The organism is Bacillus spizizenii TU-B-10, assembly GCF_000227465.1.
Classification (GTDB): Bacteria; Bacillota; Bacilli; order Bacillales; family Bacillaceae; genus Bacillus; species Bacillus spizizenii.
The window spans coordinates 954,284-974,825 of sequence record NC_016047.1 but is presented as its reverse complement, the minus strand read 5'-3'; the positions used below and the strand labels follow the sequence as shown (position 1 = coordinate 974,825).

16 protein-coding genes and 3 pseudogenes are annotated in these 20,542 nt (G+C 45.5%); 9 read left to right on the top strand and 10 right to left on the bottom strand.

Translation table 11 applies throughout. The features are described from left to right. Positions 1-6: 6 nt before the first annotated feature. Complete coding sequence (gene yfkJ, locus GYO_RS26655; RefSeq protein ID WP_014113045.1) at positions 7-477, bottom strand: protein-tyrosine-phosphatase; 471 nt, start codon at positions 475-477, stop codon at positions 7-9. A gap of 203 nt (positions 478-680) precedes the next feature. Here yfkJ and GYO_RS26650 point away from each other — a divergent pair, with 203 nt between their 5' ends. Together GYO_RS26650 and GYO_RS26645 are read left to right on the top strand one after the other, a co-directional pair. After that, entirely contained in the window at positions 681-896 is a 216-nt protein-coding gene (locus tag GYO_RS26650) for a DUF1128 domain-containing protein (RefSeq protein ID WP_003223104.1), read from the top strand. Positions 897-1,109: 213 nt separating this feature from the next. Beyond that, complete coding sequence (locus GYO_RS26645) at positions 1,110-2,297, top strand: MFS transporter (protein WP_014113043.1); 1,188 nt, start codon at positions 1,110-1,112, stop codon at positions 2,295-2,297. Positions 2,298-2,333: 36 nt separating this feature from the next. Here the strand turns inward: GYO_RS26645 and yfkM are convergent, their stop codons facing one another. Beyond that, the gene (gene yfkM, locus GYO_RS26640) at positions 2,334-2,852 is read right to left on the bottom strand and encodes a general stress protein 18 (RefSeq protein ID WP_014113042.1); all 519 of its coding nucleotides are present in this window, start codon (positions 2,850-2,852) and stop codon (positions 2,334-2,336) included. A 243-nt stretch (positions 2,853-3,095) separates the two neighbouring features. Here yfkM and GYO_RS26635 point away from each other — a divergent pair, with 243 nt between their 5' ends. Then, positions 3,096-7,484 (top strand): multifunctional 2',3'-cyclic-nucleotide 2'-phosphodiesterase/3'-nucleotidase/5'-nucleotidase, encoded by a 4,389-nt coding sequence (locus tag GYO_RS26635; RefSeq protein WP_080010060.1) that lies wholly within the window; start codon positions 3,096-3,098, stop codon positions 7,482-7,484. A gap of 37 nt (positions 7,485-7,521) precedes the next feature. On the opposite strand, the gene GYO_RS26630 is transcribed toward GYO_RS26635, so the two are convergent. From GYO_RS26630 to treP, 4 genes are all read right to left on the bottom strand, one after another. Continuing rightward, positions 7,522-8,187, bottom strand: a complete 666-nt coding sequence (locus GYO_RS26630; RefSeq protein ID WP_014113039.1) for an NAD(P)H-dependent oxidoreductase — start codon at positions 8,185-8,187, stop codon at positions 7,522-7,524. 139 nt (positions 8,188-8,326) lie between these two features. Beyond that, a complete protein-coding gene (gene treR, locus GYO_RS26625; protein WP_014113038.1) occupies positions 8,327-9,043 on the bottom strand; it encodes a trehalose operon repressor in 717 nt (238 codons plus the stop codon). 20 nt (positions 9,044-9,063) lie between these two features. Further along, a complete protein-coding gene (treC, locus tag GYO_RS26620; protein WP_041520889.1) occupies positions 9,064-10,752 on the bottom strand; it encodes an alpha,alpha-phosphotrehalase in 1,689 nt (562 codons plus the stop codon). Between the two features lie 73 nt (positions 10,753-10,825). Beyond that, the gene (treP, locus tag GYO_RS26615; RefSeq protein WP_014113036.1) at positions 10,826-12,238 is read right to left on the bottom strand and encodes a PTS system trehalose-specific EIIBC component; all 1,413 of its coding nucleotides are present in this window, start codon (positions 12,236-12,238) and stop codon (positions 10,826-10,828) included. Positions 12,239-12,413: 175 nt separating this feature from the next. Here treP and GYO_RS43255 point away from each other — a divergent pair. Beyond that, positions 12,414-13,111: pseudogene (locus tag GYO_RS43255) on the top strand (spore germination protein); the annotation flags it as partial. Continuing rightward, positions 13,111-13,422: pseudogene (locus GYO_RS26605) on the top strand (endospore germination permease); the annotation flags it as partial. The pseudogenes GYO_RS43255 and GYO_RS26605, both read left to right, overlap by 1 nt. Here the strand turns inward: GYO_RS26605 and GYO_RS26600 are convergent. From GYO_RS26600 to GYO_RS43675, 3 genes and pseudogenes are all read right to left on the bottom strand, one after another. Beyond that, positions 13,419-14,834, bottom strand: a complete 1,416-nt coding sequence (locus tag GYO_RS26600; protein ID WP_014113032.1) for an alanine/glycine:cation symporter family protein — start codon at positions 14,832-14,834, stop codon at positions 13,419-13,421. The pseudogene GYO_RS26605 and the gene GYO_RS26600 sit on opposite strands and share 4 nt — an antisense overlap. 127 nt (positions 14,835-14,961) lie before the next feature. Next, positions 14,962-15,354, bottom strand: a complete 393-nt coding sequence (locus tag GYO_RS26595) for a DnaJ family domain-containing protein (protein ID WP_041520888.1) — start codon at positions 15,352-15,354, stop codon at positions 14,962-14,964. A gap of 4 nt (positions 15,355-15,358) precedes the next feature. Further along, positions 15,359-15,509, bottom strand: a pseudogene (locus GYO_RS43675) (hypothetical protein). Positions 15,510-15,613: 104 nt separating this feature from the next. On the opposite strand from GYO_RS43675, the gene ltaS reads away from it, so the two are divergent. After that, the gene (ltaS, locus tag GYO_RS26590) at positions 15,614-17,563 is read left to right on the top strand and encodes a lipoteichoic acid synthase (RefSeq protein WP_014113030.1); all 1,950 of its coding nucleotides are present in this window, start codon (positions 15,614-15,616) and stop codon (positions 17,561-17,563) included. Between the two features lie 33 nt (positions 17,564-17,596). Here the strand turns inward: ltaS and nagE are convergent, their stop codons facing one another. After that, a complete protein-coding gene (gene nagE / locus GYO_RS26585) occupies positions 17,597-18,955 on the bottom strand; it encodes an N-acetylglucosamine-specific PTS transporter subunit IIBC (RefSeq protein ID WP_014113029.1) in 1,359 nt (452 codons plus the stop codon). Positions 18,956-19,125: 170 nt separating this feature from the next. On the opposite strand from nagE, the gene map reads away from it, so the two are divergent. The 3 genes from map (at position 19,126) to GYO_RS26570 (ending at position 20,534) form a co-directional block, all read left to right on the top strand. Next, a complete protein-coding gene (gene map / locus GYO_RS26580; RefSeq protein WP_003223067.1) occupies positions 19,126-19,875 on the top strand; it encodes a type I methionyl aminopeptidase in 750 nt (249 codons plus the stop codon). Between the two features lie 80 nt (positions 19,876-19,955). After that, on the top strand, positions 19,956-20,270 hold the full coding sequence (locus GYO_RS26575; RefSeq protein ID WP_014113028.1) for a DUF3243 domain-containing protein: 315 nt from the start codon (positions 19,956-19,958) through the stop codon (positions 20,268-20,270). A gap of 108 nt (positions 20,271-20,378) precedes the next feature. Then, positions 20,379-20,534, top strand: coding sequence for a hypothetical protein (locus GYO_RS26570; RefSeq protein ID WP_014113027.1), 156 nt, complete (start codon positions 20,379-20,381; stop codon positions 20,532-20,534). The last annotated feature ends 8 nt before the right edge of the window (positions 20,535-20,542 follow it).

Here is a 20,542-nt window from a genome sequence, read left to right as displayed (position 1 = left end):
TTTCACTCACAATTGGTTTTCTTTTTGAATGGATGCAAGCAGATGCTCACAGCCCGATTTGATTAATTGGCAGACCTCTTCAAAGTTCCCTGTGTAGTAAGGATCGGGAACGTCAGCCAAATCTGAATCTTCAACATAGTCCAGCAGCCTTTTGATATGCGATGTGTTCTTAAAGCCCGCCATGCTTCTGAGGCTCCCGATATTTTCTGCATCCATCGCAATGATGTAAACAAAATCGGCCAGATCCTGTTCGCTGACTTGACGCGCCAGCATGCCCTCAAAGCTGATTCCTTCTCTGCGCAATATCTCCTGTGTTCCTTCATGCGGCGGATTGCCGATGTGCCAGCCGCCGATGCCGGCTGAGTCCGTCTTGATTTTCCCCTCTAATCCTTTTTTGGCTGCCAAGTCCCGAAAAATCGCTTCCGCCATCGGAGACCGGCAAATGTTTCCTAAACAAACAAATAACACGCTTATCATCTTGTGCAACCTCCCTATTCTTTGCCCATATTTCTCTAAAAAGAAACCTTCATCAATATCTTAGTAGGATGTTCATTTCCTTTTCAACTGATGTCTCCACTTTTTTGAAATCAACAGCAAGCTCTTAGAATAGGGTTTTTTTCTGATCGAATTCTGTTAGAATAAAACATACCGAATATCGCGCAAAGAAAGGATGGAACCATTTGTCCAGCCCAAATACAGAAACGTTAACTCAAATGATTGAAGAGATTTCCCAAAAACTGAACATGCTGAACGTCGGCGTGATTAAAGCGGAGGATTTCAGTGATGAAAAGATCGAAGACCTCACGTACCTTCACAGCATGGTGATGAAAAAACAATCATTCAGCCCTAGTGAAATGCAGGCGATTGCTCAAGAACTAGCCTCACTTCGTAAATAAATGAGACTGGCCGGAAACTCGGCGAGTCTTTTTTATCATTGCCCCAAAACCAATTTTCCTTAAAACATGCGTCATGAACTTTATTTTTACAACCGGAAGAAACAGGCGGCCAAACATGATACTGTGGCAGAACGTTTTCGCTTTCTGCTATTTGACCGGTAAAGAAATGCCTGTTGATGACAATGTTCGAATAAGATTTGAAGGAGTACAAGCATGAAAACGACAGTTATCAAAACAGCATCCGGAATGTATATCAACTACTTCTTTCTGGGGATGGTCAACATCATTCTGGCATCCAATATGTCCTCTTTAACGAAACAGTGGAATACCGACCCGACCGGCATCAGTTATGTCATTGCCGCTATCGGCTTCGGCAAGCTGCTGACATACGGAATTTCCGGCGTTTTATCAGATAAAATTGGCAGAAAGCCGCTTGTTATCGCTTCTGCGGGAATTATGGCCGTCTTTTTAGTCGGTATTCCTTTGTCACCGAGCTATGAACTGGCGTTTGTGTTCGCCTTATTAGCCGGAGTCGCAAATTCAGCGATGGACGCTGGAACATATCCGGCCCTAACCGAGCTCTTCCCGGCTGCTTCCGGCTCGGCGAATGTCCTGGTCAAAGCCTTTATGTCTGTTGGGGCCACTCTTTTGCCGCTTTTGATCACATTTTTGTCAGACCACAGCCTGTTTTACGGATTTGCTTTTTATCTGCCGGCAGCGGTCTATGCGCTGAATATCGTTTATCTATCAACACTTTCGTTTCCTAAGAAACAGAAACCAACTAACAGCGGCCAACAGGAATCTCCCGCTTTCTTGTCTGAACCCGTTTTTCAGAAAGAAGGCACCGCACTGATCATTATCGGTTTTACATCAACGGCTTTATTTACTGTTTCTCAAATCTGGCTTCCGAGCTATGCGCAAAAGTCTGCCGGTTTAGCTGAATCAGCATCCGTGCAATTGCTGAGTTATTACAGCATAGGATCTCTGACATCTGTATTATTACTAGCCGTTTTACTGAACAGATGGATAAAGCCGGTCATGATTACGCTCTTATATCCTGTTATTACTTTATGTACACTCGCAGTCATGCTGACGGTTCATGTCCCGGTTGTGCTGGACATCACCGCCTTTTTCTTAGGCTTTTCTACCGCGGGTGTGTTTCAAATTACCATTACATTAATGACAGAGCTTTTCTGGAAGCGAAAAGGAACCGTTACCGGAATTGTAGCCACCGCTTCAAGCATCGCGTCGATTCTGCTGCCGATTGCCACGGGGCTCATCGCAAAATCGGAAGGCATCGCCCATATCTTTATGTTCGACTTCGGCATAGCAGTCATCGGAACAGCTGCAGCCGCCTTCTTATATTACAGATACAAGAAACTGACAGGTGCTCAAGCCTAAGCAACAAAAAACGGACGCCCGGGAGCGTCCGTTTTTTTATTTCTCAAGCAATGCTAACGATTCACGATTAAACGCCGGAATATCATCCGGTGTGCGGCTTGTGACCAATTGATCTTGGCAAACGACCACTTCCTGATCCACAACGTCAGCACCCGCGTTTTCCATGTCAACACGAATGGACGTATAGCCTGTCGCTTTTCGGCCATCGAGCTCTTTCGCATTGATTAAAAGCTGCGGGCCGTGGCAAATCGCAAATACCGGTTTTTTGTCAGTCATAAACGCTTTTGCAAATTGGACGAAACGGTCATCCGCGCGAAGCTGGTCTGGCGAAAATCCACCGGGAATCAAAAGCGCATCAAAGTCTGAAGGGTTTACGTCGTCAATGGACGCGTCAACCGTCACTTCCGCGTTCCCCTGCTTGCCTTTTACTGTTTTTCCTTTTTCATTTTCAATGACAGTCAGTTCATGTCCCGCTTCTTTAAAGGTTTTCGCAGGTTCAGTGTACTCGCTGTCCTCAAAATAATCTGTCAAAACAACTGCAATTTTTTTCCCCATGAATCATTACCTCCCGCTTTAATATGCCTACATAAAACACTCTACCCCAGCCACACTAAAATAAACATTCCGCGAATCTGACAAACGATAAGCATAAATACCCAGCATTTGTCGTTTGATGCTGCTACATAATACTCATTTTTCTCCCTTTTACAATAATCATAAAGAAACACCTACAAATAGTTACAAAATATTCTTACAATAGGAGCTGTAACACAAATTTCGTTGAAAGGTGGAGAACCGGTGAGAATACAGAAAAGACGAACACACGTCGGTAACATTCTCCGTATTCTTTTGCCCCCAATTATGATACTTAGCCTAATCCTCCCAACACCACCCATTCATGCAGAAGAAAGCGCGGCTCCTCAGGTACAACTGAGTATTTTGGCCACGACTGATATTCATGCCAACATGATGGATTACGATTACTACAGCGACAAAGAAACGACGGATTTCGGGCTGGCAAGAACGGCACAGCTGATCCAAAAGCACCGCGAGCAAAACCCAAACACCCTGCTCGTCGATAACGGCGACTTGATTCAAGGGAATCCGCTGGGCGAATACGCGGTGAAATATGAAAAAGACGACATTATCTCCGGCGCGAAACCCCATCCGATCATCAGTGTCATGAATGCGCTGAAATACGACGCCGGCACATTGGGGAATCATGAATTCAATTACGGGCTCGACTTTCTCGACGGCACGATCAAAGGGGCCGATTTCCCGATTGTAAATGCCAACGTCAAAACAACAAGCGGTGAAAACCGTTATACGCCGTATGTCATTAAAGAAAAAGCCGTCACTGACGAAAACGGCAATGAGCAGATAGTAAAAGTCGGCTACATAGGCTTTGTCCCGCCGCAAATTATGACGTGGGACAAAAAGCATCTCGAAGGTCAGGTGCAAGTGCAGGATATCGTAGAATCCGCCAATGAAACGATCCCTAAAATGAAGGCGAAAGGCGCAGATGTCATTATCGCCCTCGCCCACAGCGGTATTGAAAAGCAAGCGCAATCGCCAGGCGCGGAAAACGCTGTATTTGACCTAGCCACCAAAACGAAAGGCATTGACGCGATTATCTCGGGCCATCAGCACGGACTTTTCCCTTCCGCAGAGTATGCGGGTGTTTCTCAATTCGATGTTGAAAACGGAACGATTAACGGCATTCCTGTCGTCATGCCAAGCAGCTGGGGCAAATACTTAGGCGTGATTGACCTCAAACTCGAAAAGACGGACGGCTCATGGAAGGTGGCAGATTCCAAAGGCAGTATTGAATCCATTGCCGGCAGTGTCACATCCCGAAATGAAACGGTCACAAACACCATTCAGCAAACACACCAAAACACACTGGAATATGTCAGAAAACCAGTCGGCAAAACAGAAGCAGATATTAACAGCTTCTTTGCACAGGTCAAAGATGACCCTTCCATTCAGGTTGTGACCGACGCGCAAAAATGGTATGCCGAAAAGGAAATGAAGGATACCAAGTATAAGGACCTCCCAATTTTGTCCGCTGGAGCGCCGTTTAAAGCAGGCGGAAGAAACGGGGCCAATTACTATACGAATATTCCGGCTGGAGATCTTGCCATTAAAAACGTCGGTGACTTGTATCTGTACGATAATACTGTTCAGATCGTCAAGCTGACAGGCAGCGAAGTCAAGGACTGGCTGGAGATGTCAGCAGGCCAATTCAATCAAATTGACCCGTCAAAAGGTGGCGATCAAGCCTTGCTGAATGACAATTTCCGCTCCTATAATTTTGATGTGATTGACGGTGTCACATATCAGGTCGATGTCACAAAACCGGCGAAGTACGATGAGAACGGAAAAGTGATCAACGCGGACTCATCCCGGATCATCAACCTTTCCTATGAAGGCAAAGCAATCAGCCCGAATCAGGAATTTCTCGTTGTCACAAATAATTATCGCGCGTCCGGAGGCGGCGGTTTCCCTCACCTGACGAGTGATAAGATTGTCCATGGCTCCGCAGTTGAAAACAGACAGGTGCTGATGGATTACATTATCGAACAAAAAACAGTCAATCCAAAAGCGGACAACAACTGGTCAATCGCGCCTGTTTCCGGAACGAATGTGACGTTTGAATCCTCGCTTTTGGCTAAGCCGTTTGCCGATAAAGCGGATGATGTCGCTTATGTAGGCGAGTCTGAAAATAGTGGCTATGGTGTGTACAAGCTGCAATTCGATGATGATTCAAATCCTGATCCTCCAAAAGACGGACTGTGGGATCTGACTGTGATGCACACCAATGATACGCACGCTCACCTCGATGACGCGGCGAGACGAATGACGAAAATCAACGAAGTGCGAAGCGAAACAGACCACAACATTCTCCTTGATGCGGGAGATGTATTTTCCGGCGACTTGTATTTCACAAAATGGAACGGTTTAGCTGATTTGAAATTGATGAACATGATGGGCTATGACGCCATGACCTTCGGAAACCACGAGTTTGATAAAGGACCGACAGTGCTTTCTGATTTTCTCAGCGGAAACAGCACAACCGTCGACCCGGCGAACCGCTATCACTTTGAAGCACCTGAATTTCCGTTCGTCAGCGCAAATGTAGATGTGTCAAATGAGCCTAAGCTGACATCATATGTCAAAAAGCCGCAAACCTTTACGGCAGGTGAAAAGAAAGAGCCCGGCATCCACCCTTACATTCTGTTAGATGTTGACGGTGAGAAAGTCGCCGTATTCGGACTGACAACGGAAGATACAGCCACCACATCAAGCCCGGGCAAAAGCATCGTTTTCAATGATGCCTTTGAAACAGCACAAAACACCGTCAAAGCGATTCAGGAAGAAGAAAAAGTAAACAAAATCATTGCTTTAACCCATATCGGGCATAACCGTGATCTTGAGCTGGCCAAAAAAGTGAAAGGCATTGACTTGATCATCGGTGGACACACCCATACCCTCGTTGACAAAATGGAGGTCGTGGACAACGAAGAACCGACGATTGTGGCGCAGGCAAAAGAATACGGACAATACTTGGGACGTGTCGATGTCGTGTTTGATGAAAACGGCGTGGTGCAAACAGACAAATCAAATCTAAGCGTGCTGCCAATTGATGAACATACAGAAGAAAACGCAAAAGCCAAAAAAGAGCTCGATCAGTTCAAAACTGAATTAGAGGACGTGAAAAATGAAAAAGTAGGATACACGGATGTCGCGCTTGACGGCCAGCGCGAGCATGTGCGCACGAAGGAAACCAATCTCGGAAACTTCATTGCAGACGGCATGCTGGCAAAAGCGAAAGAAGCAGCCGGCGCCAGAATAGCGATAACAAATGGCGGCGGCATCAGAGCCGGCATTGACAAAGGCGACATCACACTCGGCGAGGTGCTGAACGTGATGCCGTTCGGCAACACGCTTTACGTGGCCGATTTGACCGGAAAACAAATCAAAGAAGCCCTTGAACAAGGCTTAAGCAATGTGGAAAACGGAGGCGGCGCCTTCCCTCAGGTGGCCGGAATCCAGTATACGTTTACATTAAACAAGGAACCTGGACACCGTGTTCTTGAAGTCAAATTGGAATCGCGTGACGGAAAAACAGTTAATCTTGATCCTGACAATACCTACCGCGTGGCAACAAATAATTTTGTCGGCGCCGGAGGAGACGGATATTCTGTCTTTACGGAAGCATCCCATGGTGAAGACCTTGGCTACGTGGATTACGAGATTTTCACCGAACAGCTGAAAAAACTAGGAAACAAGGTCTCTCCTAAAATCGAAGGACGCATCAAAGAAGTATTCCTGCCGACAAAGCAGAAGGATGGCAGCTGGACTCTCGATGAAGACAAATTTGCGATTTATGCTAAAAATGCCAACACGCCGTTTGTCTATTATGAAACATATGAAGGATCTCAAGAGAAGCCTATCAATCTTAAAGTAAAAGAAGATCAGGTCAAACTTTTGAAAGAAAGAGAGTCAGATCCTTCATTGACGGTGTTCAACTACTGGTACAGCATGAAGCTTCCAATGGCGAACATCAAAACCGCGGACACTGTAATTGGAATCAAATCTACCGGTGAATTGGACGTGTCTATCGGAGATGTATATGATTTTACAGTGAAGCAAAAAGGAAAAGAAGTGAAATCATTCAAGGAGCCCGTACAGCTTTCGCTTCGCATGTTTGATATTGAAGAAGCTCATAATCCTGCCATTTACCACGTCGACCGGAAAAAGAAAGCTTTCACAAAGACAGAAAACGGATCAGTTGACGATGATATCGTGACAGGATATACAAACCACTTCAGCGAATACACGATCTTAAATTCCGGTGAGAACAACAAACCGCCGGCATTCCCGTCTGATCAGCCGACCGGCGGTGATGACGGCAGCAATGGCGAAGGCTCCGATAAACCAGGCGGAAAACAGCCGACTGACGGGAACGGAGGAAATGATACACCTCCCGGCACTGAACCGACAAATGGCTCTGGAGGAAACGGGTCAGGCGGATCAGGAACGGACAGTCCCGCTGGCGGCCTGCTTCCGGACACAGCCACATCTATGTACTCGATCCTCTTGGCCGGATTTCTGATCAGCGCGCTCGGAACGGCAATGTACTTGCATCAGAGAAGAAAACAGAATAGAGCGAATCAGGCATAAAAAAAGAGCTGCTCGTTAAGCGAGCAGCTTTCTTTATTTAGACCCACTTCACAACATCTTCAACAGCAGATCTTGTTTTCGGACGAGGATCTCGTACACGGTAGCCGAATGCCACCATCACAGAAATGTCGAAGCTTCCATTTTCCAGAAGGCCTTCTTCTTCAAGAATGCGGTGAATGTGATCATACTGGAAGCCTTCTACAGGGCAGGAATCAACGCCTATTTGCGCAGCGGCCGTCATCATGTTGCCAAGTGCAATATAGGTTTGTTTTGATGCCCAGTCAAACAATGTTCTGTCACTTTCAAGCAAATGCAAATCGTTTTTCTGGAACTCTTCCGTTTTGCTGAGGTAGCCTTCGTACACGTCCTGAGGCATTTGTTTCACTTCTTTTAAATGACGTTTGATGTAGTCCGCATCGTATTTGATATCCTTCGCTGTACGTGCAAGAATCAGAACGAAATGGCTTGCTGTTGGCAGCTGTTTTTGCGCGCCCCATGTGTATTCGCGAAGTTTCTCGCGAAATTCCGGATTTTGGACGACAACAAATTTCCAAGGCTCAAGGCCAAGGGAACTCGGAGACAGTCTTCCTGTCTCTAAAATAAATTCAAAATCGCTGTCTGATACTTTTTTATTCGGGTCAAATTCCTTTGTCGCATGTCTGAAATTGTATGCATCGAGAATTTGTTTCTTTATATCTGCCATGTTAAACACCTCTCCTTATGGTTACTCTCATCTCTATTGTAGCCATTATCATAAAAAGTAAAAGTACGCACATTTTTGTTGGATAGTATCAATTTTGATACCAACAAAAAAAGCGCGCTGCCGCAGGCAGGCGCCTTTCTCATTTTCCCCGCCGCGCAAAATCAACAAATCGGAATTTGTCGAGACGGTGTCTGCTTTCCGTATATTGAAACAGACTCGTATCCTCCAAAAAGACGTAGTTTCTCACCACGACCATATGGTCATAGCCGCGTAAATCGAGCAACTCCCTGTCCTCATCCGTACATGGCTCGGCAACAATTTCTTTTTGGGCATAACTGATCGAAAGACCCAGCTCTCCTTCAATATATTCATATATTGAGTTTTCACAAATTTCTTTCGTCAGGTGAGGCACATGCTTTCTGAAAAAGTAATCCTTGTCCAAAATTACATGTTCCCCGTCAATCTTTCTAGACCTGATGACTTCCCAAATGTCGTCATCCGGATTGGCCCGGAGCTGTTTTTGGATCAGCTCTGACGGAGGCTCCAGCCCGAATTTGTGTACAGTTGTTTTCGTTTCTTTGCCAAGCGTTTGTGCGAGCTCCTTGAAACTGACAAGGCCTGAGACGGGAAACTGCATTTTTTCACGGTTGAGAACGATAGAGCCCTTCCCTCTGATTTTCTGAATATAGCCGTTTTGCGCAAGCATGTGAAGCGCCTTTCGGACCGTTTCTCTTGATGTATCATACTGTGCGGTCAACTCATGTTCAGACGGAAGAATCTCTTCCGCTTTCCATCGGCCGCCTTCAATTTGCTGCGCGATGTCTTTATAGATTGTGATGAATTTATTCACCTTCATTATGGACCACCCAGCTTAGTTTAACACGGTTTCGTTAAACGATAAACAATGGACTCATACGGACGGAGCGTCATGTTCTGCAGCTCTTCCCTCACATCATCGTTCGCCAGCAGCACCTCTGCCTTCCACTCGTCAGGCGCTATAGAATCCGGCAGTGTAAAGGCTGCCTCTGTCCCATAGAAATTATTGATCACGAGCAGCTTTTCATTGCTGCCGTGTCTGAGATACGCAAAAACGTTCGGATCATCCTTTGCGATTAATTCATACGTCCCCTCTGTCACAATGTCATATGTTTTTCGAATCTGAATCAGTTTTTGATAATGGTAAAACACCGAGTTCTGATCCTGCAACGCCGCTTCAGCATTGATTTCCCGATAGTTGCCGGCGACCGGTATCCATGGCGTGCCCGTTGTAAAACCGCCATTCTCCGTATCATCCCACTGGACAGGCGTTCTGGAGTTGTCGCGGGATTTCGCCTGTAAAATTGCTGTGATCTCTTGGTCGGGCATTCCTTTTTCCTTAAAAGCGTGATACATGTTCAGTGATTCGACATCCCGATACGAGCTGATATCAGCAAACTTCGGATTCGTCATTCCCAGCTCCTCGCCCTGATAAATATAAGGCGTGCCCTGCATCATATGAATGGCGGTAGCGAGCATTTTCGCCGATTTCACCCTGTACGCGCCGTCATCTCCATATCTAGATACAACGCGCGGCTGATCGTGATTGCACCAGAACAGAGCGTTCCATCCCCCTCCAGCGTGCATTCCCGTCTGCCACTCGGATAAGATCTCCTTCAGCTTCAAAAAGTCAAACGGCGCCAAAGCCCATTTTTCACCGTTTGGATAATCAACCTTGAGATGATGGAAGCTGAACGTCATATCAAGTTCTTTATTTTTGGGATTTGTATACCGGATGCAATGATCTACAGTTGTTGAAGACATCTCACCGACCGTCATACTGTCATAATGTGAAAACACCTTTTCGTTCATTTCATGCAGAAATTCATGCACCCGCGGCCCGTCAGTGTAAAAGGAACGGCCGTCACCGCCGTCTTCCGCATTCGGAAAGCGCTGGTCTTTAGAAATCAGGTTAATGACATCAAGCCTGAAGCCATCTATTCCCTTTTCAAACCAGAAATGCATCATATCATAGACATGCTTTCTGACCTCTTCATTTTCCCAATTCAAATCAGCCTGCGTCACATCAAACAGATGCAAATAGTATTGGCCCGATGCTTCGTCAAGCTCCCATGCCGAGCCGCCGAATTTCGATTCCCAGTTCGTCGGAAGAGAACCGTTTTCCTGCGGGTTTTTCCATATATAAAAATCACGGTATGGGCTGTCTTTTGACGAAATCGCCTCTTGAAACCATTTGTGCTCTGTTGACGTATGATTGACGACAAGATCCATGACGACTTTCAGGCCTCTTTTATGGGCTTCGGACAATAACCGCTCAAAATCCTCCATCGTCCCGTATTCAGGATAAATCGAGTAATAATCACGAATGTCATACCCATTATCCTGCTGCGGAGAGTCATAAATCGGTGTCAGCCAAAGCACATCCACCTGAAGTGTTTTTAAGTAATCAAGCTTTTCAATAATGCCGTTCAGATCGCCGACACCGTTTCCTGTCGTATCGTTAAAGCTTTTCGGATAAATTTGATAGACCACAGCTTTTTTCCACCATGGCGTTAGTTCTGTTTTCATCTGTCTCCACCACCGATTTTTCAGAATAAAAACGGGAAAAGGGAACGCTAAAACACGTCCCGCTCCCCATTAGTTATTTATGTTTGAATCTTGCATACGCGTATGTTCCGGCAAACGGCACGATCAATACAATAGCCATCCCGATTGCAAACGCGCCCCAGTACTGGCTCATGATTGAGAAAATACCCGGCACGCCGCCGACACCGACGGAGCTTGCCAGCACACCTTGAGAAGAAATATACATTCCGGCCAGCCCGGAGCTGACCATCGCAATGATAAACGGGAATCTGTATCGCAGATTCACTCCGAAGATGGCAGGCTCTGTAATACCGAGATAAGCAGAAATCCCTGATGTGAGGGAAAGGCCTTTTTGTTTCTCATCTTTCACGATAAACATCATGGCCAGCGCAGCCGAACCTTGTGCGATATTAGAAAGCGCCAGCATCGGCCATAAAAATGTGCCGCCAAGCTTTGAGCCGATGAGCTGCAGGTCGACTGCAAGAAACGTGTGATGCATGCCGGTAATGACGAGCGCTGAGTAGAAACCGCCATATAACAAACCGCCCAGTGCGGCAAAAGAGCCAAACACCGAGATAAGCCCTGAAGTCAGCACGTTTCCGATCGCAAATGTAACCGGGCCGATAATGATAAAAGAAGCAAAACCTGTTACGAGAAGCGTAATCGGCGCAACAACGAGCAGCTGTATGCCCTCAGGTGTACGCTTTGTTAAAAACACCTCAATCTTCGCCAGCACATAGGATGCCAGCAAAATCGGGAGCACCTGTCCCTGATAGCCGACTTTCTGCACCTCAAGGCCGAACAAATTCCATACCGGGATCTTTCCGCTTTGTTCTGCGGCGCCATATCCCCACGCATTCAGCAAATCAGGATGCACGAGCATAACGCCAAGCACAATGCCAAGGAGCGGATTGCCGCCGAACCGTTTGACCGCAGACCAGCCGATTAACGCAGGCAGAAACGTAAAGGCCGTGCCCGCAATCAGGTTAATCATATTAGCGAGATCCGCCCACTGCGGATAGACCTGCACAATCGACTTTGTACTGAAGAAAATGCCCTGCGCCGTTAAAATGTTATTGATCCCCATCAAGAGACCCGCCGTGACAATCGCAGGCAATATCGGAATAAAAATATCTGCAAGCGTTTTCACAGCACGCTGCAAAGGATTCATATTTTTTTCTGAAGCCTTCTTCACTTCATCCTTTGTTGACTCGCCAATCCCCGTTTCCTTGACCAGTTCAGCGTACACTTTGTTGACCGTTCCCTGGCCGATCACGACCTGAAACTGCCCGTTTGTCGAAAACGACCCCTTTACAACGTCAATCTGATCAAGTTCCTCTTGATCAACCTTGCTTTCATCTATTAATGCAAAACGCAAACGTGTAACACAATGAGTTGCCGCTGCAATATTTTCAGCACCGCCGACTGCTTCGACAATCTGCCGTGCCGATTTGTTCAGTTCCCCCATGCCAACCCCTCCGTATCCGTTTTTATAACTTGTATATACAACTTATGACTATATTGTATTCCTGTATATACATGTAGTCAACCATTTTTTATAGCGCTTTCATCCTAGTCCAGGAATATCTGAAACAGACAGACAAGGTTACTCTAAAAGTCACAAGCACTTATTGAATAAGACATTGAAAAAGCAGGATAAACGCGATAAAGCGCTTAAGCTCATCAAAGAGCTTGAAGAACATCAGGACAGACCGATCTCTCCCGATTTAAAGGAAAACCTCGATACTCTGACCTTATTAACAGAAGGCTGCTTAAACATCGTATTTAGACAATTTGATTTTGGAAACGGGCTGTGCGGATTTATTTATATCGAAGGAATTGTAAAATCTGAACATATTCAGGATCACGCCCTCCGTCCTTTCTTGAGGCATCTGACGGATCAGATAGATGAACATGAAGAGTCGCTGCAAAACACATTATCGATTTCAAGCGTTGCGTCAGAAACTAGTGTAAGCAAAGTGGCTGCATCCATCATTGAGGGGAACGCGGGTTTATTTGCAGACGGGCATTCAAAATGCCTGATTTTAAAAATAAAAGGCGGTCAAAGAAGAAGCATTGAATAACCGATAACAGAATCAACCATTAGAGGATCAAGAGAGGGCTTCACTGAAAGCTTCAGGGTATAATGTTCAGCACGGCTGATTCCTTTCCCCGCCATCATAGAAGCATTGATTATGGAAATTTCTTTTGAGGCTCTCCGTGAAGAGGGATGCGCCTGCCGAAAACCGTTGGCCAGACGGTCAGCATTCTCGGCGCTCTTGTCATTGGGACAGCCGCTGAAGCGGAAATTGCGTCTGCCCCCATGGTGATTGTCGTATCCTGGATCGTTCAGACCTGATCATCGCACCCTTATGGATTCCGATCATTATGGTGAAGATAGCCGGTTCGCTTTATATTGTGGTATATGGGCTTTCCTTCTTACACTCAAAAATCGACCTGAAAGCCATGTATACACCAACCGGCATGTTTTCGCTTGTATGCAGCTTTTGGTTCTTCCTGAATACAAATCAGCTGATCGACTTTAATAGAATCAAGCCGATCATTAATAAGGTGATTTCTTTTTTGCTGCCTTTATTCATCTATTTGATCATCAAAAGCAAAGCGATGTTCGGCGCCAAAGCAAAACGCTAAGAATTTTTGGCTTCTTTTGTTTGATAAACAGGGTCCTGTTTCGTTTTCCCTCTATCTTTCAGGTAATACTGTTCAGATGTAAAAAATTCGGTATATAGCGCTTTTACCTTTCTGCTCAATAACAGCAGCGCAATCACATTCGGGACAACAATAAAAACTAATGCTAAGTCCAATATGCCCCAGATGGCTTTTGCTCCGCCTGCGGCACCTATGATAATAGCCGCTAAATAAACGAATTTGATCACGTGTCCTGCCAGCCGCCCGAACAGAAATTCAGCTTGCTTTACGCCGTAAAAAATGACAACCATAATGGTCGATACAACAAAGAAAACGAGAGAAACCGAAACGAAATACCCTCCGCCAGAACCAAAATAGTGCTGAAATGCGGCCGTCGTCAGTGCTGCCGGATCATTTGAGGCATTCTTCCCTGTCCAGACACCGGATGAAAGGACGATAAAAGCCGTGGTGGTGCAGATGATTAAAGTGTCAATGACAATTCCGATCACAGACCAGAACCCTTGCCTTACAGGGTGATCAGTCTTTGCCGCCGCATGTGCAATCGGGGCTGTTCCCATTCCGGCTTCATTAGAATACAGACCGCGGGCAAATCCCCAGCGAACGGTTTCAGCCAGGGCAGCACCAGCGAATCCTCCAACTGCTGAAGAAGAGGTAAACGCATTCGAAAAGATAAGAGAGAAAAACGCCGGCACTGATGAAAGATTCATCAGAACAATCAGGAGACCGGCTCCCACGTATGCCCCTGCCATAAGAGGCACGACAAACTCTGTTACTTTTCCAATCCGCTTTACCCCTCCTATTACCACTAACCCGATCAAAAACGCAATGCCGATTCCCGCATATATTTTATTGAAAGAAAATGTTTCGGCAAGAGAGACTGAAACCGAATTCCCCTGAACCATAATGCTCGGAATCAGCTCCACGATCAGCGCAACAGAGAAAAATACGCCGAGCCATTTCATGTGCAGCCCTTTTGTTATGTAATACATCGGTCCCCCGACAAATTCCCCCTGCTCATTTTTTTCTCTGTAATGAACAGCAAGCACACTTTCAGAAAACTTAATCGCCATGGCAAATAAGGCTATAAGCCACATCCAAAAAACCGCTCCGGGTCCGCCAAACATAATAGCGGCAGGCACCCCGACAATGTTCGCCGCACCGATCGTTGAGCTGAGGGCTGACGTCAATGCCTGGAGCGGAGTGACTGTGCCCTCTCCTTTCGGCTTTTTTCCTACACTGCCGATCGTCTGCTTCAAAATGTATAAGGGGTAGCGAAATTGAAAACATTTCAGCAAAATGGTGAAGTACAATCCCGTCCCCGTCAGCAAGATGATTAGCGGCGGACCCCACAGCCAATCAGATATACGCTCTATCCATTCCAATAGTTGTTCCATCCCATCACCCTTTTTTCGTTTATGAGTCATTTCCCCACAGACGGTTAAACATAAACCTTTTAGACAGAGACCACTGGAACACAAAGAGGATGGCTTGTATCAATCGCCATCCTTCAGACAAGACAAATCAGCTGGAAGAAGGTCTGTTTCGTCCAAGCCGGTCATATACTTTATTCTTATAAAAAGCGGACGCTGGCTTTGAAAACATGCCTTTTTTTTCAACAAGCTTATCAAGCAGCATCTGCTTTTCGTTTTTTTTTCTGATTAATTGCTCACGTTCTTTTTCGTCATAGCATTTTGCGATTAAATGGTCGATGGTCATGAGCTCTTTTTTGAGCGCGCCCTCGTCCTCTGCCATTCCCGCATTTTTTAACATACGGTAGCTCATGCGAAGCGATTCCGGCAAGTGTGCCGCGTCATCCTTTGGCAGCGGTTTTCCCATTCCCGGAAGGTTTTCAAATTCTCCGTCTTTGATGGCACGCTTAATTTTATCTTCAGACACAATATGGGAAAAATCCATCAGTTCACCTCTTTTCATTTATTTCCTTATATTTTATCATACACCTCCCTAAGTACCATTTTATTCCTGTATTTCTAGAAAGAAACCTTATTTTACATTTAGCAATATGTCAAGCGAAACGTTGATTCGACGGCGTTTTTCGCCACTTTCTCCACCCGACGATTTTCACTTTTCTAATCCGCTGATTCGTGTTATATTGGATACGTTCGTTTTTTCTATCGTTTCGCTCGAACTGTGATCGGAAAAAAGGAGTGTAACAATGAAAACATTTATAAAAGAAAGAGGACTGGCCTTCTTCTTAATTGCGGTCGTCCTGTTATGGATCAAAACGTATGTCGGTTATGTCCTGAACTTCAACTTAGGAATAGACAACACGATACAAAAAATATTGCTTTTTGTGAATCCTTTAAGCTCAAGCTTGTTCTTTCTTGGCTTTGGACTCTTGTTCAAGAAAAAATTACAGCAGACAGCCATTATAGTGATTCATTTTTTAATGTCTTTTTTACTGTACGCAAACATTGTGTACTACAGATTTTTCAATGATTTTATTACAATTCCGGTCATTATGCAGGCTAAAACAAACGGCGGCCAACTCGGTGACAGCGCATTTTCGCTGATGAGACCGACTGACGCCTTTTACTTTATCGATACGATCATTCTGATCATCTTGGCGATCAAAGTGAACAAGCCTGCCGAAACGTCCAGCAAAAAATCGTTCCGAATCGTTCTTGCATCTTCGATTCTTGTGTTCTTAATCAACCTGGCAGTTGCGGAATCAGACAGACCTGAATTGCTGACAAGATCATTCGACCGAAACTATCTTGTGAAATACTTGGGCACGTACAATTTTACGATTTATGACGCTGTGCAGAATATCAAGTCCAACAGCCAGCGCGCGCTTGCCGATTCCAGCGACGTGACGGAAGTGGAAAACTACATGAAAGCCAATTACGACGTGCCGAATAACGTGTATTTCGGCAAAGCGGAAGGAAAAAACGTCATTTACGTTTCACTTGAATCTTTGCAGTCATTTATCATTGATTATAAAATTGACGGCAAAGAAGTCACACCATTCTTAAATAAACTGGCACACGATAACGAAACGTTCTACTTTGATAACTTTTTCCACCAAACGGGACAAGGTAAAACATCTGATGCGGAATTTATGATGGAAAACTCTCTGTACCCGCTGGCTCAAGGTTCAGTTTTCGTAAACAAAGCGCAAAACACGCTTCAATCCGTTCCAGCGATTCTGAAGTCTAAGGATTACACATCTGCTGCGTTCCACGGAAACACGCAGACGTTCTGGAACCGTAACGAAATGTACAAAGCGGAAGGCATCGATAAGTTCTTCGATTCTGCCTACTATGACATGAACGAAGAAAACACGAAAAACTACGGCATGAAAGACAAACCGTTCTTTAAAGAATCAATGCCGCTGTTAGAAAGCCTGCCGCAGCCGTTCTATACGAAGTTCATTACCCTATCTAACCACTTCCCATTCGGAATGGATGAGGGTGATACAGACTTCCCGGCTGGAGACTTTGGTGACTCTGTCGTCAACAACTACTTCCAGTCAGCCCATTACCTTGATCAGTCCATTGAACAATTCTTCAATGACCTGAAAAAAGACGGGTTATATGATAAATCGGTTATTGTGATGTACGGAGACCATTACGGCATCTCTGAAAACCACAATAAAGCGATGGCTAAAGTTCTTGGCAAAGATGAAATCACTGATTATGACAACGCCCAGCTTCAACGGGTGCCGCTCTTTATCCACGCTGCCGGCGTGAAGGGCCAGCAAGTTCATAAATATGCCGGAGACGTCGATGTGGCTCCTACCATTCTGCATTTGCTCGGAGTGGACACGAAAGACTACCTGATGTCCGGTTCTGATATTTTATCTAAAGAACACCGTGAAGTGATTCCGTTCCGTAACGGAGACTTTATTTCACCGAAGTACACGAAAGTATCCGGCAAGTATTACGATACGAAAACCGGAAAAGAGCTTGATGAAGCTGAAATCGACAAGTCAGAAGACTCACTCGTCAAGAAGGAACTTGAAATGTCCGATAAAATCATAAACGGAGACCTGCTGCGGTTCTATGAGCCGAAAGGTTTTACGAAGGTGAACCCTTCCGATTATGATTACACAAAACATGACGAAGATTCTTCCGAAACGTCAACGGATGATGAAGATAAATAAGAAAAAGCAGAGAGGCTAGCCTCTCTGCTTTTTCTATTTCACCGCAGCTCTCAATTCCTCCGCTGCAAATTCGACATTCGGGCCAATGATCACTTGAACCGATTGCCCGCCTGATTTGACGACCCCTTTTGCGCCTGCTTTCTTTAGCAGCGTTTCATCCACTAAAGCGGTATCCTTCACAGTCAGCCGCAGTCTTGTGGCGCAATGATCAATGGTTTGAAGGTTTTCTTTTCCGCCGAGCCCTTTCAGCATGATGTTTTCATTGACATCCTGAACAGTATTTTCATCCAGCACTTCATCCACATCATCGTCTTCGCGTCCCGGCGTTTTTAAATTCAATGCCTTAATCAGTACATAAAACACGATAAAATAGACAGCCGCATAGCATATACCTACCAGAAGCAGCAGCAGCGGTTTTTCTGCAATTCCGTAGCTGAGCACATAATCAATGGCTCCGGCTGAAAAAGAGAAGCCTGAGCGGATGCCGAGCCAGTTGACGATAAATAAAGACAGCCCGGTTAAGACCGCATGAACAGCGTATAATAGCGGAGATAAAAACATAAATGCAAACTCAATCGGCTCTGTAATCCCTGTGATAAACGCAGTCAAGGCAAACCCGATCATCATTCCAGCAGTTGCTTTCCGTTTTGACGGCTTTGCAGTCGCAACCATAGCTAGACACGCCGCCGGAAGACCGAACATCATGATTGGGAAGAATCCGGTCATATATGTCCCTGCTGTCGGATCTTTCGCGAAAAAGCGCGCCAGATCTCCTGTCACTCCGTTATATTCTCCGAATTGGAACCAGAAAATATTGTTCAGCACGTGGTGAAGGCCAAGCGGGATTAACAGCCTGTTGAACAGGCCGAATATGCCAGCCCCGATGCCGCCGAGCCCAAGCATCCATTCTCCAAACTCGTTAATGCCCGATTGAATCGGCGGCCAGACAACTCCGAATATGCCTGCTAAAATGATCGTAATAATGGCTGTTACAATCGGCACAAGCCGTCTGCCGCTGAAGAATCCAAGATATTCAGGCAGCTTTGTATCCTTAAAGCGATTATAGGTGTAGCCGGCAATTAAACCAGCAATGATTCCCCCAAATACCGCCATGTTGTTTGTTTTATCAATTGTCTTTGTCGCCGCGTCAAGCATCAGATATGATATTGCTCCTGACAACCCCGCGGCCCCATTGCTGTCCTTTGAAATGCCAATGGCAATTCCGATCGCGAAAATAAGCGGCAGATGATCAAACACCGCCGTCCCCGCTTGATAGACAAACGGGATATTAAATAAATCCTCTCTGCCAAGCGCAAGGATAATCCCGACTGCAGGCAGAACCGCAATCGGGAGCATAAATGACTTCCCGAGTTTTTGTAAAAATGAAAGCATACCCATCCCCCTCATACCCCTTTTTTTCAAATATACCATATAGGATATCTAGTGATCTATACCAATTTTCCCAGGGTATTTCTTTTTTCTCAGGTCCGTGTGTTTCCTATTTTTAAGACAGTTGTGGTAAGCTTAAACTAGATTATTTAAAAAGAAAGCGGGAATGACAGATGATTGTAACAAACGATCAAGAATTAGAAGGCCTGAAAAAAATCGGAAGAATCGTCGCGCTGGCGCGTGAAGAAATGAAACGGAAGGCAGAGCCCGGCATGAGCACAAAAGACCTTGACCTTATCGGAAAAGCGGTGCTTGATGAACATGGCGCCGTTTCAGCACCTGAGAAAGAATACGACTTTCCGGGTGTGACATGCATCAGCGTAAATGATGAAGTGGCCCACGGCATACCAAGCACTTCCAAAATTTTAAAAGCGGGAGATCTTGTGAACATTGACATCTCCGCTGAATTTGGCGGCTTCTATTCCGACACAGGCATCTCATTTGTGCTCGGTGAAGGAGAAGAACGCCTTCATAAGCTTTGCCAATGCGCGGAAGACGCTTTTCAGAAAGGGCTGCAGCAGGCAAAAGCAGGAAAGCGCCAAAACCAAATCGGAAGAGCCGTTTATCATGAAGCACGCTCTCAAGGCTTTACCGTCATTAAAACCCTGACCGGCCACGGAATCGGCAGAAGCCTGCATGAAGCGCCGAACCACATCATGAACTATTATGATCCGTTTGATAACGCGCTTTTCAAAAACGGCACAGTCATCGCCCTTGAACCGTTTATTTCAACGAAAGCGGAAACGATTGTTGAAGCTGGAGACGGCTGGACGTTCAAGACACCGGATAAAAGCATGGTTGCCCAAGTTGAACACACCATCGTTATCACAAAAGATGAACCGATTATTCTGACAAAACTGTAAAACACATTCCGGGCTGCCGGATGGTTTAACCTCCTCCAATTGCAGGTAAAACATCACTATTCGCAGGAGGAGGTATGGCAATGAACAGAGATCAAGAAAAAATCCAAATTGAAAACGAAATGAATGCAATGCATGGCGCAACAAAAGAAGAAATTTTAAAAGACTTTGAGGAATTTAAAGACTACTTGAGTAAACAAGTTAACAGAGGCAAAAAGCTGGGATTGGATGACGGCAAGCTTGTGAAAAGCGCCGCGATCCTGGGAGACTACCTCGCTAAGCATGAAGAGCCGCACAACAGTGAAGAAATGCTGCTGCAAGAGCTTTGGGGTGTTGCGGATGAAGATGAGAAAAAACATTTGGCACAGCTGCTGGTCAAATTGGTTGATAAGCAATAAAAATACGAGCCGGGCGCATATGCTGCCCGGCTTTCTTGATATTGTGCAGCCCGGCTCTTCCAGATATGCTACACTACTATTATGTCTGTGAAAGGAGCCTTTATCTGCATGTGGTTTATTATTTTTGGCATCATTTTTTTCATTGAAGGCATCATGATGACCGTTTACGGCGTGAAGAAAAAAAACGGGATGCTCACATATATCGGCATTGTTTTCAGCATTATGACATTCGGCGTTGTCATGATCAAACTAACCGGCCATTAAATCATATT